Source organism: Pseudomonas sp. HS6 (assembly GCF_023375815.1).
Taxonomy (GTDB): domain Bacteria; phylum Pseudomonadota; class Gammaproteobacteria; order Pseudomonadales; family Pseudomonadaceae; genus Aquipseudomonas.
In genome coordinates, this window is the sequence record NZ_CP067412.1 from 859,715 (window position 1) to 872,260 (window position 12,546).

Here is a 12,546-nt window from a genome sequence, read left to right on the forward strand (position 1 = left end):
GTCTGATGTGTTCACGAATTTGTGTACGGCACAAAAAACTGTGGGAGCGGGCTTGCCCGCGATGGCGGCGTGTCAGGCGCCGTCGAGCGTACGGCGCACCTTGTCCAGCAATTCGCTGATCTGGAACGGTTTGACCAGCATGTCCATGCCGGCCCCGAGGAACACCTGGCGGTTGATCGCGGTTTCCGCGTAACCGGTCATGAACAGGATCGGCAACCCTTCACGCCAGCCCCGGGCAACGTCCGCCAGTTCGCGGCCACTCATGCGCGGCAGCCCGACGTCGGTCAGCAGCAGGTTGATCGTCGGATCGTTCTGCAGGCGTTCCAGCGCGGTTTCGATATCGCCGGCCTGTGTGCAACGGTAACCGGCGTCTTCCAGCACTTCGGTGACGAACAGCCGCACTGAAGGCATGTCCTCGACAATCAGCACGTGTTCGCCGGAGCCCTGCGGATCGACCACTGGCGGCACCAGATCGGCGGCGGTCGGGTCGCTGGTGGCCGGCAACATGATGGTCACCTCGGTGCCGCGCCGGGCAACGCTGCGGATGTGCGCATCGCCACCGGACTGCCGGGCGAAACCGTAAATCGTCGACAACCCCAACCCGGTGCCCTGGCCCAGCGGCTTGGTGGTGAAGAACGGATCGAACACCTTGTCGATCACGTTGTGCTCGATGCCGGTGCCGTCATCGCGCACCGACAGCGCCACATAAGAACCATCCGTCAGGTTCGGGTCGCCGTGGGAATACGCGGCATAGGTGCTGACCCAGATATTGCCGCCCTGCGGCAGCGCATCCCGGGCGTTGATCACCAGGTTGAGCACCGCGCTTTCCAGCTGAATCGGGTCAACCAGGGCGATGGCCGGTTTGGTGGTCAGTTCAAGCTTGAGGGCAATCCGTTCGCCGATGGTGCGCACCAGCAACTCTTCGAGCGAACGCACGTGGTCGTTGATGTCCACCGGCCGGGTGTCGAGCGGCTGTTGTCGGGCGAAGGCCAGCAGGCGATGGGTGAGGGAGGCCGCGCTCATCGCCGAGTTCAGGGCGGCTTCGGCGTAGAACTGGACCTTGTCCGGGCGTGCATCGGCGACGCGTTTCTGGATCAGTTCCAGGCTGGTAATGATCCCGGTCAGCAGGTTGTTGAAGTCATGGGCTATGCCCCCGGTGAGTTTGCCCAGCGCATCCATTTTCTGTACTTGCAGCAGTTGCGCTTCGGCGCGCACCCGTTCGGCGACTTCCTTGGCCAGTTGCGTGGTGGTGTCGTCCAGCCGCGCCAGGTGCGAGCGTTCGCGATGACGGTGTTCGGTGACGTCTTCGACGAACACCAGGCTCAGTTCCGGGGTGCGATAGGGTGAAATCTGCCACTCGGTTTCGCGTAATTCACCCAACACGCGCATGTTCAGTGTGCCTTTCCAGCGCTCGCCATCTATCAGTTGCAGGCGCAACTCGTCGAGGATCGCGCCCTGATCCTCAGCGAAGCATTCACTGAGGGTCTGCGGGTCGCGGTTGTCCTGAATCAGTTGGGCGAAGGCGTGGTTGCACTCGTGAATTTTCAGGGTGGCATCGATGACCGCAATCGGCGCCGAGACGTTGACGAAAATCTCCCGAAAGCGCGCCTCGCTTTCGCGCAGGGCATTTTCCGTGTCGCGTACCCGCAGCAGGGTGCGCAGGGTCGCGAGCAGTACGTCGGGATCGACCGGATGAATCAGGTAGGCATCGGCCCCGGCGTCAAGGCCGGTGATGATGTCGCCGGTCTGGATCGATGCCGCCGACACGTGGATCACCGGCAGCAGAGCGGTACTCGTATCGGCGCGCAGTTTGCGCACGATGTCGAAGCCGCTCATGTCCGGCAGGTTGACGTCGAGAATCAGCGCATCCAGCGTTTCGCTGGCGATCAGCGCCAGGCCTTCGCCGCCGGTGCCGGCCTCCAGCACTTCGTAGCCGTGGCGCTCCAGCCGTCGGCGCAAGGCGTAGCGGGTGGCGACGTTGTCGTCGACGATCAGCAGGCGGATGTCATGTTTCATCGACGTTCTCCAGAGCGATCGCCAGCGGGATGATCACGAAAAAGGTCGAGCCGACACCCGGTGCGCTGTCCATGCCGACTTCACCGCCCAGCAACGCCGCAAAACGCTTGCACAGGGACAACCCGAGCCCGGTGCCGCGCAGGCGTTTTTGCAGCGGTGAATCGACCTGTGAAAAGTCTTCGAACAGGGCGCCGTGCAGCTCCGGGGCGATGCCGATGCCGGTGTCGCTGACGGCGAAGCGCACCTTGTCCTGACCTTCGAGGCGCGCCGAGACCCGGACTTCGCCACGGGTGGTGAATTTCAGCGAGTTCGAGATGAAGTTGCGCAGGATCTGCGCGAGCTTCTTGTCATCGGTATAGAGCCGCGGCAGGCCCACCGGCTCTTCGAAAATCAGGTCCACCGCAGAGGCGTCGACAATCGGCCGGAACATCCCGCGCAACGCCGCGAACAGGTCGAACATGTCGAACCATGCCGGGGAAATCGTGATGCGTCCGGCCTCGATCTTCGCCAGATCGAGCAGGTCGTCAACCATGTCGCTGAGTTCACGGGCGGCAGTGCTGACAAACGCGACCTGCTTGTGTTGCTCGGGGCTGAGCGGGCCGTCGAGTTCATCGGCCAGCAGGCTGTTGATGCTCAGGATCGAACCCAGCGGCGTGCGGAATTCGTGGCTCATGTACGACAGAAACCGGCTTTTCAGGTCCGAGGCCTGGCGTAATTGTTCGGCCTGGGTGTCGAGTTCGGCGTACAGGGCCAGCACGCCCTGATTGGTCTCGTCGAGTTCTTCGCGCAGCGCGGCGGTTTCGCTCTGCAATTGGGCGATAAGCGCGGATTGCTCGGCGCTGTTCAAGGTCGGGGACTCAGCCATGGGCGGCCTCCAGGGCAACGACCAGCACCGTCACATCGTCGCGCCCGCGACAGAAATCGCGGTGCAGGATGCTGGCTATCACGGCGGGATGGCGGTGCACCAGGCCGGGGTAGTCTTGTAGGTTCCAACGGGACTGCAAGCCGTCGCTGTACATGATCAATAGATGTCCATTCACGTGAGCATAGTCAAAGGGCTGGGCTTTTCGGTATTGGCCGCCGACGATCCCCGGGTGCGAGGCGAGTCCACGGGACTTGCCGGCCGTCACCAGACTGGCACCGATGTTGCCGACACCGGCAAATGTCAGGCTGTCGCGCTCGCCATGGAACTGCGCAAACGCGACAGCGCCGCCCCGGGTGCCGATCATTTCCCGGTGCAGGTCTTCCATCAGCAACACCGGGGCGGCGAAGGGGTTCAGGGCGAACGCTTTTTCTCCGGCCCGTCCGGCCCGCTCGGCGTCTTCGCCGTGGCCGAGACCATCGACGATCAGGGCGCTGATGTCCGGCCCGTTGAATGCCAGATGCCAGACATCACCGCACGCCGGGTCGTTGTGCAACGAATGCTGACTGACGCCAAACCGCAGATCCGGTTGCCGGTCGCTGCGCGGGTACAGACGCGCCAGCAGCACCGCGCCCCGGGCATCGGCATAGGCATCAAACACCTCGGCCTGACGCGACACTGCGCCTAACCCGATGCCCTGAGTGCCGCCCGTGGAAAAGCCGTCGGCCATGCACGCATCGAGATCGAAGCCGCCGGCCCGATCGACCGCGAGCATTTCGATGCCGAAGCCATCAATGCGCTGCAACACTCGCAGGTGCAGTTCGCCGTGACTAGCGTGCTTGAGTACGTTACTCGCCAGTTCCGTGGCGACCAGCGCCACGCGCCCGGCATCACGCTCATCGAAGCCATGCTGTTCGGCGAGTTGCTGCGCTGTGCGACGTGCGTATCCGATCTGGCTGATCTCTTCGATCGGCAGCACGCGGGTCAGGCTCCCGCTGATGTTCATGTCCATCGGGTGATCGTTATGCGAGTGCCTTTGCCGGGGGCGGTGTCCAGTTCGAACTCATCGACCAGCCGTTTGGCACCGGTCAGGCCCAGACCCAAGCCGCTGCCGGACGTCCAGCCATCGGTCATCGCCAGTTTGATGTCGGCAATGCCGGGGCCTTCGTCGCGGAACGTCAGGCGCAAGCCGACCTTGTGGTCTTCATCGAGGATCTGCCAGTCCATGTCGCCGCCACCGCCGTACACCATGGTGTTGCGCGCCAGCTCGCTGACGGCGGTCACCAGTTTGGTCAGGTCGATCAGGCGCATGCCGCATTCGGTGGCCAGTTTGCGCGCCTGTTGCCGGGCCAGCACTACGTCCTGCTCGATGTTGATCGGTTGTGTACCGCTGCTGCGCACCGTCATTTCTGGCGTACTCGTTCCTGGAGCAGTTTCATGCCGCGCTCGACATTCAGCGCAGTGCTGACGCCGGGCAGGGTCAGGCCGAGTTCGACCAGGGTAATCGCCACGGCGGGCTGCATGCCGACCAGCATGGTTTCGGCGTCCATGATTTTCGACAGGCCGGAAATCGTGCCGATCATCCGGCCGATGAACGAATCGACCATGTCCAGCGCCGAGATGTCGATCAACACCCCGCGCGCCGAGGTTCTGCTGATGCGCTCGGACAGATCGTCCTGCAGGGTGAGGGCGAGTTGGTCATGCATGTCGACCTGGATGGTCACCAGCAGGAAGTCACCCATCTGGAGAATCGGGATACGTTCCATCGCTTAAACCGTCTTGGTGAGAGTGATGCCCAGGCGGGTTAAGGCCAGTTTCAATGCATCGGCCAGATTGGCCTTGGTCACCACGCCTTGCAGGTCGAGACCGAGGTGGACGATGGTCTGGGCGATCTGCGGACGCACGCCGCTGATGATGCAATCGGCACCCATCAGGCGGATCGCGGTCACGGTTTTGAGCAAGTGCTGGGCCACCAGGGTGTCGACGGTCGGCACGCCGGTGATGTCGATAATGGCGATTTCCGAACCGGTGTCGACGATGCGTTGCAGCAGCGATTCCATCACCACCTGGGTGCGTTGCGAGTCGAGGGTGCCGATCATCGGCAGCGCGAGGACGCCATCCCAGAGTTTGACCACCGGGGTCGACAGCTCCAGCAGTTCTTCCTGTTGACGCTTGATCACCGCTTCACGGGATTTCTGGAAAGTGCGGATGGTGTGCAGACCGAAGGCGTCGAGCAGTTCAGAGATTTCCCAGAGCTGCTCGGCGAGCAGCGCCGGTTGTTCGCGGTAATGGCTTTGCAGCAAGGCGAACAGCGGGCCTTTGAGAGAGAAAATGAAACTGGCGGTCTGCTGCGAATCCTGGCCGAGCAGGGCGCGACTGTGGGAAAGCTTTTCAAGGAACTGGCGAGTGGTTTCCCAACCTGGCGCGGCAATGTTGGTGCCGTTGTCGTTTTCGAGGCCGCTGACCACCAGTTGCAGGAATTCAGTGGTCTGTTGCTGGACGTCGTGATCCTTGAGGTTGCGGGTGGCGCCGCTGTCGACCAGCCCTTGGGTCCACTCGCCCAGTAATTGCGCCTGTTTGTTTTTCATCGCATCGAGTGTGCTGTTCTGCAGTGCTGCCATGTGCCTGTTGCTCCGTCGCGAAGTGGGGGCCGGTGTGCAGGAAAACGACCGGCGCGAAATGACTGACATTTGCCGTATGAAATAGTTGTTCGTTCCCGCGCGGATATTTTTGATCTGCCGCACGGAACGCACCGATAACTCTAGTCGCCGTGGCCGGGGGCGCCGATCTTTTGCGTAAAACGACATACCAAAAAAAGAGGCCGCGTCCAATGGAGGCGGCCTCTTGAGGTGTGTTGCGGTTACTTGCTCGGGTGTTTGGCCTGCAGTTCCTTGGCGGCGGCCAGGTGTTTTTGCAACCCAGGGAGCATTTTCTGGGCAAAGCCCTTGAGTTCCGTGGAGCCCTTGACTTGGTCGTCGGTCACGGTGTTGGCTTCTTTCTTGAACAACTCGATGGCTTCTTCGTGGGCCTTGACCTGATTGTTCGCATAGGCAGCGTCGAAGGACTCATCGCGCATGTCGAGGATTTTTTCCTTGGCTTGTTTGACCAGGGTCGTGGTATCCGGGACCTTGATATCGTGAGCCTGGGCAATGGTGGCCAATTCATCGTTGGCCTTGCCATGGTCGGTGATCATCATGTTGGCGAAGGCCTTGATGTCGGCCGATTGGCTCTTCTCAAGCGCCAGGCGACTGGTCTCGATTTCGGCGATGCCGCCGGCGGCAGCGTTGTCGACGAAGTCATTGTCGGTGGCGGCAAAGGCCGAGCCCATGCCGGTGCTCAAAGCCATGGCCAGAAAAAGATGACGCAGATTGAATCCGTCCATTGGTGTTTCTCCACGCAGGTATTTGGGGGTGTTATTCAATGGAGAGAGGCCTGAGGGCGAAGGTTTTATTGCATTTGCGAAAGGGCGACGAACGGACACCGCTGGTCTGACAGGTGGTCGACAGAACCGGTCAACCGAGGCCATTCTGATAACTGGCCAGCGCAATCGGTCGCGTTGGCTGCCGATCAACTGACGGAGGTGTTCCATGCCGGTGACCCATGATCTGTTACAGGACTTGAAACTTACAAAGGAAGAGATCCAGCAACGACGCACCGCGGATCCACATCTGGACGCACTGATCAACAAGTATTCCCAGGCGGACGCCGAAGTCGTCAAGGCCGAGACGGCGACCTCGGATGCACCCAGCGACGACACCCTGAAGAAACTCAAAGAAAAACGCTTGCAGGTCAAAGACAAGATCGTCGAGCAATTGCAGGCTCGAACCTGACCGTCAGTCGCGCCATTGAACTTCAGTGGTGCACGACTGGAACGACAGCCACGACCGGCACCTCGAATGTTCAGAGTCTTCACTTAACGACTTTCTGCGAGGTGCCTTATGAATCCCAAATTCCCCAGTGAAGAGCAGGGCGCATTCGACCCGGTTCCCACGCATCTCGAGCCCAACAGTCCGGCGCATACCACCCGCAATCCTGAGGATGAGCGGAAGATCGCGGATGTGCCGGAAGATGAAGATCCGGAAAAATTCGATCGATCCAGCAACTGAAAGTCCGCCATCGCTGGCAAGCCAGCTCCCACAGTTACCACGTTGGCCGCGAAATCTGCGAACGACGACAAATCCTGTGGGAGCTGGCTTGTCGGCCCGCTGCATCGCAGCGATGACGTCAGCCGATTCAGCACAAATCTCAAAGCCTCACTTCAAGGCTGCCTCCAGCGGCATCCGCGCCATGTGCGTGGCCTTCAGCGAGCCGAAATACAACCAGTCGCCATACTCGCGCGCTGTGGTGATCGGCGAGTAATTGCCGGCGCTGGCATCCTGCAGATTGGCAATCACCTTGCCATCCAGATCCAGCCCCAGCACGAATCCGCGTTTTTCCAGCGGTTTGGGCAGGACGGTCATTGCCCGCACGAGCATCTTGCGCACGAACGGATGCCCGGCGGTGCGATCCAGCAGCGGATTGCGCGGCGTGTACAGCGCCACCCAGAAACGATCCCGACCATTGAACGCGAGGTTGTCGGGCAGGCCCGGCAGGTTGTCGATGAACAGGTCATGGGTGCCGGCCTTCGGTCCCGTCAGCCAAAAGCGGCTGATACGGTAGGCGCCGGTTTCGTTGACCAGCACATAGGCATCGTCCGGGCCGAGGGTCACGCCGTTGGCGAACTCCAGCTTGTCGAGCAGAACGCTGGTCTTGCCGGTCTGAAAGTCATAACGCAGCAAGCGCCCGTCACCGCCGTGCTCGATGATCGCCTCACCATCATGGCCGTAACCCCAGCGACTGGAGGCATCGCTGAAGTAGGCGTAATGCCCGGACTTGTCGATGGCCACGTCATCGGTGAAACCGAACTTCAGGCCATTGGCTTCAGTGGTCAGCGCGGTCAGCTGTCCCTGGGCATCGAGGGACAGTAAACCCTTGACCCCGTCGGCGATCACCAGCAAGCCATTGGGATGCCGCGCCAGACCCAGAGGCCGGCCGCCGGTATCGGCCAGCACTTTGCGTTGCTGGCCGTCGAGGCTGGTGCGGATCAGTCGCCCATCGTGCAGCCCGGTAATCAGTGCATCGCCCTCCAACAGCAGGGCTTCCGGGCCTTCGATGTCGCTGGGGCCGACTTGCGCTGCACTTTTGAGTCGCTGGTTCTCGGCGTAATCGCCTTCGGTCAGCGACGGTGCTGGTTGGGGCGTCCAGGCCACTGGTTCGACCTTGGTCGGCATCAGCAGCAGAAAGGCTAGAATCACGACGATCAGCAGCAAAATCACATGGCGCAATTTCACACGTGAGCTCCTGCAAGTGCCAGATGCCGGGTCGCCCTGTCGCGCAGGGCCAGCATCGAGGCCGCCGATTCACGTTCGATGCGGCGCTTGAGCAGCAATTGATTGGCGATGCGCATGCCCAGGCTCTCGAAGCGGTATTCCAGCGTGCGCACGAACGCTGTGCCTTCGCCTGCGGCCGAGCATTCGTAGGTCAGATGCAACGACAACCCATGATCGCCCTGAGCCCGGGCACACCAGCGCCGCCCTGGCAGGTATTCGGTGACTTCCCAGCTCAAATGCCCCTCGCGGCCGCCGGCATGAATGTCTTCCTCGAATCGGGCGCCGGCATGCAACGGTCCGGCGGGGCCATCGATCTTCAGCGATGAGGGATGCCATTCCGGCCAGCGGCTGACGGTGGCAGCGTAGGCGAGTACGGCAATCGGGTCGCCGGCGATGTCGATCGGATGCTGCATGCGGGTCATGGGCGTTCTCGAATCGGTCAAAGGGACGGGCTCCGGCTCCCAGTAGAGGGTGCCGAACAGGTAGTCCATCAGGGGCAGGACGATGTTGAAATTGCGCTCCTGCATGCGCTCGCGGCGGTGATGCAACTCGTGCAGGCGGCGCATCTGGCGAATCCATGGCAGTCGGCTCAGCGGATGTTGCGCCGGCAAGTGCTCGCAGGCGTGAAACACCTCGTAGGTCAGGTAGCCCAGCACCATGCTGCCGCCGAACAGCCCGGCGACGTTGGCGTTGGCCTGCGCAAACAGCCACCACAGGGGCAGGGTGATGACCAGCGTGTGCACGACGATCAGCCACGCCGGAAACAGGATCACCCGCCAGTCGCGGGCGCTGTCCCAGGTCATATGGCCGGGGGTGAAGAAGCTGTGATGGTCGCCGGCATGGCGGGCGTAGAACATTTTGGCGAAGGCTTGTTTGTGATGCCCGAGGTGGCGGTGCACCACGTACACGCCGAAATTGAAGAACAGCAAGGTCAGCGGCACCGCCAGCCATTCCAGCGCACGCACCTGATGCGCACTGCTCCAGAACGTGCCGATGGCCAGCACGCCGAACAGCAGCACGAAGGCGCCGTGCAGCCACGGGTTGTACAGCGGATGAATCGCCGCGCGGTAGCGGCTGCGAAATGCCTCGGTGGTCTGCCTCACTTCGGTCACCTGCGGATATTGTTGTTATCCCGGCAGATTAGCCGATCCCGCCGTTTGTGCAGGGCCTACCTTGAGGTCACAACTGCCATGCTCCAGTGCATAGCGGTCGTCAGCTCAAGGGGTTCCAGCGTTGCGACCAGTCGTCATCGGCCTTGATCACCTCGCGCAGCAGATCGAACGCCTGTTGCAGGGTCGCCGAATCGCGGTCGCGGGAATAGACGAGGTAGGTCGGGTAGCCGAATTCCGGGGCTTTGGTGACGGTTTCCAGTGCGCCGCTTTCCAGATAGGTGCGCACCACCCGGGTGCGGAAATAGCCGCTGCCGCCGTTCTCCAGAATGTATTGCAGGGCCAGCGGGCCTAGGTTGAAGCTCAGGGCTGCCTTGGCTTTTTCCGGCAGTGCGGCGTCGTGCTGGCGGCGAAAGTCCTCGCCCCAATCGATGTACACGTAAGGCGAGGGGCGGTTGGGGGTTCGGACCAGAATCAGTTTCTCTTCCAGCACTTGCTCGACCTGCAACCCCGGCCAGTATTCCGGTTGGTAGACGAGCGCGGCGTCGAGCACGCCGAGTTCAAGCTGCCGCAGCAGGTTTTCGCCGTCGCGGATGTCCATGCGCAGGGCATGGCTGGGAATCTTCTCGCGCAGTTCGGCAGCCCAGCTGAGCATCAACGGGTTGCACAGACTGACTTCACCGCCGATGTGCAGCACGTTGTCGTAGCCTTCGGGCAGCGGCAGATCTCGGCGGGCGGCTTCCCAGGTCTGCACCAGTTGATTGGCGTAGACCACGAAGGCCTCGCCGTTGGCGGTCAGGCGCGCACCGGCACGGTTGCGCACGAACAACGTGCTGCCCAACTGGCTTTCGAGCTTTTGTACGCGGGCGGTGATTGCCGTTTGCGTGACGAACAGCTTTTCTGCCGCGGCGGCGAGGCTGCCGTGGCGGACGATTTCCAGAAAGGTGCGGGCTAGGTCGATGTCCATGGGGGCGCCGGTGTCTGAGGTGCCCGCATTGTAAGTCAAAAGCGCCCTCACCCTAGCCCTCTCCCGGGGGGAGAGGGGACCGATTCGGGGATATTGACGAGATACATCGACCTGAAAGTTCGGCTTTGAATCCATAATCGACACGATTTTTCAGGTCGATGTATAGCGCAAAACAACTCGGTCAGTCCCCTCTCCCTCCGGGAGAGGGCTAGGGTGAGGGGAGAAGCAGACGCCGCCGATCAACCTGCCAACTCAGCCTCCCGCACCCGAGCCCACCCCTCCACCAACCGCGCCGGCGTGCAGCAAGTCTTGCGCTTGTAAACAAAACTCCGGCACTTCTCGGCAAACTGATTGCGGTTGTACAGCATGTCTTCCTGCATCTCTTGCAGTTCGGTTTCGCGGCATTGGCGGATCAACTCATGATCGACCCGTAGCTTGCGTTCACGCACCGCTGCATACGTCGGATCGGTCAGCACAGCATTGGCCCGTTGCAGCAACCACAAACCAAACTCGTCCGGGCAACGCGGACCAATTTCCTGGACCATGCCCAATTGCAGCGCCTGGGTGGCGCTGACCGGCAGACAGGCCTGAGTCAGTTGTTCGGCCATGGCCGGGCCAACGGCGCGGGGCAGGCTGTAGGTCCAGTATTCCGAGCCGTACAGGCCCATGCTTTTATAGTGCGGGTTGAGCACGATGTCGGCACGGGCGAACACGATGTCAGCCGCCAGGGCGAGCATCACACCGCCAGCGCCGGCATTGCCGGTGACGCCGCTGACCACCAGTTGCCGTGCGCTGAGCAACTCTTCGCACACATCGTCGATGGCCTGGATATTGGCCCAGGCTTCGGCACCCGGATCTTCGGCGGCCTGAATCACATTCAAATGCACACCGTTGGAAAAACTGCCGCGTCCGCCCTTGATCAGCAGCACACGAGTGTCACGGGATTTGGCCCAGCGCAAGGCCTCGACCATGCGTTGGCACTGCTCGGTACTCATGGCGCCGTTGTAGAACTCCAGTGTCAGCTCGCCGACATGCCCGGACTCGCGATAGCGAATCGGCTGATACGCCTCGTCGCTGAACGGCGCATTGGCAATCGACCAGTCCAGCAACGGCACGTGCGCCAATTGCCCGGCCAGCACATGCCGCGCCGGTCGCTTGAAGGTTTCTTCGCCCGGTTGTGGTTTGCGTCGCAGCGAGCCTATCCACAGGCTGTGATCACCGGTCGCCACCAGCACCGCATCGTCGTGCACCGCGAGAATCTCGCCGGGCATGCCCGTGCGCTGATCGAGGTGTGCGTCGTACACGTAATACTGCCCGCCGGCGAGGCTGGCGAGTACGCCGGGCTGGCCGTCCGCCGCGTCGATGCAACGTTTGATGAAGCGCGAGCAGTCGTGCCAGCCGAAGGTGCGGTCGTCCTGTTTCATGTTCGGTTGCAGGCGTCCGCGAACCTGGGGATCGGCGTAATCCAGGGCCACCGGAACAAAGCCGTCGATGAATTTCTCCACCACCTCACGGATGCAGCGGATCGCCGCGTCGCTGACCCGGCCGTTGTACAGCTCGGATTTGCGCAGGCCTGTCGGCAGGTTGAATTCGCAAGTGGCCCAGACCGGACCGGCGTCCATTTCTTCCACTGCTTGCAGGGCGGTCACGCCCCAGGACGGCAATTCGCGCATGATCGCCCAGTCCAGTGCGCTGGCACCACGATCACCGACGATGCCGGGGTGAATGATCACCACCGGACGTTGCGGATTGCTCCAGAGCGCATGGGGAACGCGGTCCTTGAGGAACGGGCAAATCACCAGGTCAGCGCCACTGTGTTCGATCTGTTCGCACACGGCGGCTTCGTCGGTGAACAACACGACGCTGGGCGAATGGCCCGCCTGACGCAGGTCCAGCCAGGCACGTTGGGTCAGACCGTTGAACGCCGATGACAAAAGAATGATGTTGAGTGATCGCATGATTGCTCTTCCTTGAAGGGTCAGCCGCAGGCTCCCGGTGAGCCGTCCATGGCTATCGATGGAGGCGCAAGGTTAGAGACTGGCGTGGCCGGCGCCACTGATCGAGATCAACGTTGTGTCAGCCAATGTTGCCGTGGCGACGACATGCCTTATTCTCAAAGGTTTGCTGATCCTGATTTTTTATTACTTCAAATGTTTCAGGCGCTATTGCACAGTCGCACCCCTGATCAACGCCGGACGATCCCGGCGTATCCATGGATTTTCG

The 12,546-nt window shown here is 61.6% G+C and carries 13 protein-coding genes; 2 read left to right on the top strand and 11 right to left on the bottom strand.

Going from position 1 to position 12,546, the window contains the following annotated elements:
• Positions 1-72: 72 nt before the first annotated feature.
• The 7 genes from JJN09_RS04045 to JJN09_RS04075 form a co-directional block, all read right to left on the bottom strand.
• A complete protein-coding gene (locus tag JJN09_RS04045) occupies positions 73-2,016 on the bottom strand; it encodes a response regulator (protein ID WP_249485821.1) in 1,944 nt (647 codons plus the stop codon).
• Entirely contained in the window at positions 2,006-2,881 is an 876-nt protein-coding gene (locus tag JJN09_RS04050; RefSeq protein WP_249485822.1) for a sensor histidine kinase KdpD, read from the bottom strand. The genes JJN09_RS04045 and JJN09_RS04050 overlap by 11 nt, the downstream gene beginning before the upstream one ends.
• Entirely contained in the window at positions 2,874-3,884 is a 1,011-nt protein-coding gene (locus JJN09_RS04055) for an ATP-binding protein (protein ID WP_249490754.1), read from the bottom strand. The genes JJN09_RS04050 and JJN09_RS04055 overlap by 8 nt, the downstream gene beginning before the upstream one ends.
• On the bottom strand, positions 3,881-4,285 hold the full coding sequence (locus JJN09_RS04060; protein ID WP_249485823.1) for an anti-sigma regulatory factor: 405 nt from the start codon (positions 4,283-4,285) through the stop codon (positions 3,881-3,883). The genes JJN09_RS04055 and JJN09_RS04060 overlap by 4 nt, the downstream gene beginning before the upstream one ends.
• Complete coding sequence (locus JJN09_RS04065; protein WP_249485824.1) at positions 4,282-4,644, bottom strand: STAS domain-containing protein; 363 nt, start codon at positions 4,642-4,644, stop codon at positions 4,282-4,284. Before JJN09_RS04065 ends, JJN09_RS04060 begins: the two co-directional genes overlap by 4 nt.
• Positions 4,645-4,647: 3 nt before the next feature.
• The gene (locus JJN09_RS04070) at positions 4,648-5,499 is read right to left on the bottom strand and encodes an STAS domain-containing protein (RefSeq protein WP_249485825.1); all 852 of its coding nucleotides are present in this window, start codon (positions 5,497-5,499) and stop codon (positions 4,648-4,650) included.
• A 239-nt stretch (positions 5,500-5,738) separates the two neighbouring features.
• Positions 5,739-6,260, bottom strand: a complete 522-nt coding sequence (locus JJN09_RS04075) for a DUF4142 domain-containing protein (RefSeq protein ID WP_249485826.1) — start codon at positions 6,258-6,260, stop codon at positions 5,739-5,741.
• Positions 6,261-6,465: 205 nt separating this feature from the next.
• Between JJN09_RS04075 and JJN09_RS04080 the strand changes: the two genes are divergently transcribed.
• Together JJN09_RS04080 and JJN09_RS04085 are read left to right on the top strand one after the other, a co-directional pair.
• Positions 6,466-6,708 (top strand): YdcH family protein, encoded by a 243-nt coding sequence (locus JJN09_RS04080; protein WP_007959466.1) that lies wholly within the window; start codon positions 6,466-6,468, stop codon positions 6,706-6,708.
• A gap of 108 nt (positions 6,709-6,816) precedes the next feature.
• Complete coding sequence (locus JJN09_RS04085) at positions 6,817-6,984, top strand: hypothetical protein (RefSeq protein ID WP_249485827.1); 168 nt, start codon at positions 6,817-6,819, stop codon at positions 6,982-6,984.
• 147 nt (positions 6,985-7,131) lie between these two features.
• On the opposite strand, the gene JJN09_RS04090 is transcribed toward JJN09_RS04085, so the two are convergent.
• From JJN09_RS04090 to JJN09_RS04105, 4 genes are all read right to left on the bottom strand, one after another.
• Positions 7,132-8,208 carry an SMP-30/gluconolactonase/LRE family protein gene (locus tag JJN09_RS04090; protein WP_249485828.1) on the bottom strand — a complete coding sequence of 359 codons (1,077 nt, stop codon included), beginning with the start codon at positions 8,206-8,208 and terminating at the stop codon, positions 7,132-7,134.
• On the bottom strand, positions 8,205-9,350 hold the full coding sequence (locus JJN09_RS04095) for an SRPBCC family protein (RefSeq protein WP_249485829.1): 1,146 nt from the start codon (positions 9,348-9,350) through the stop codon (positions 8,205-8,207). The genes JJN09_RS04090 and JJN09_RS04095 overlap by 4 nt, the downstream gene beginning before the upstream one ends.
• A 109-nt stretch (positions 9,351-9,459) precedes the next feature.
• Positions 9,460-10,323 carry a LysR family transcriptional regulator gene (locus JJN09_RS04100; RefSeq protein ID WP_249485830.1) on the bottom strand — a complete coding sequence of 288 codons (864 nt, stop codon included), beginning with the start codon at positions 10,321-10,323 and terminating at the stop codon, positions 9,460-9,462.
• 239 nt (positions 10,324-10,562) lie between these two features.
• The gene (locus JJN09_RS04105; protein WP_249485832.1) at positions 10,563-12,281 is read right to left on the bottom strand and encodes a hydrogenase maturation protein; all 1,719 of its coding nucleotides are present in this window, start codon (positions 12,279-12,281) and stop codon (positions 10,563-10,565) included.
• Positions 12,282-12,546 lie beyond the last annotated feature (265 nt).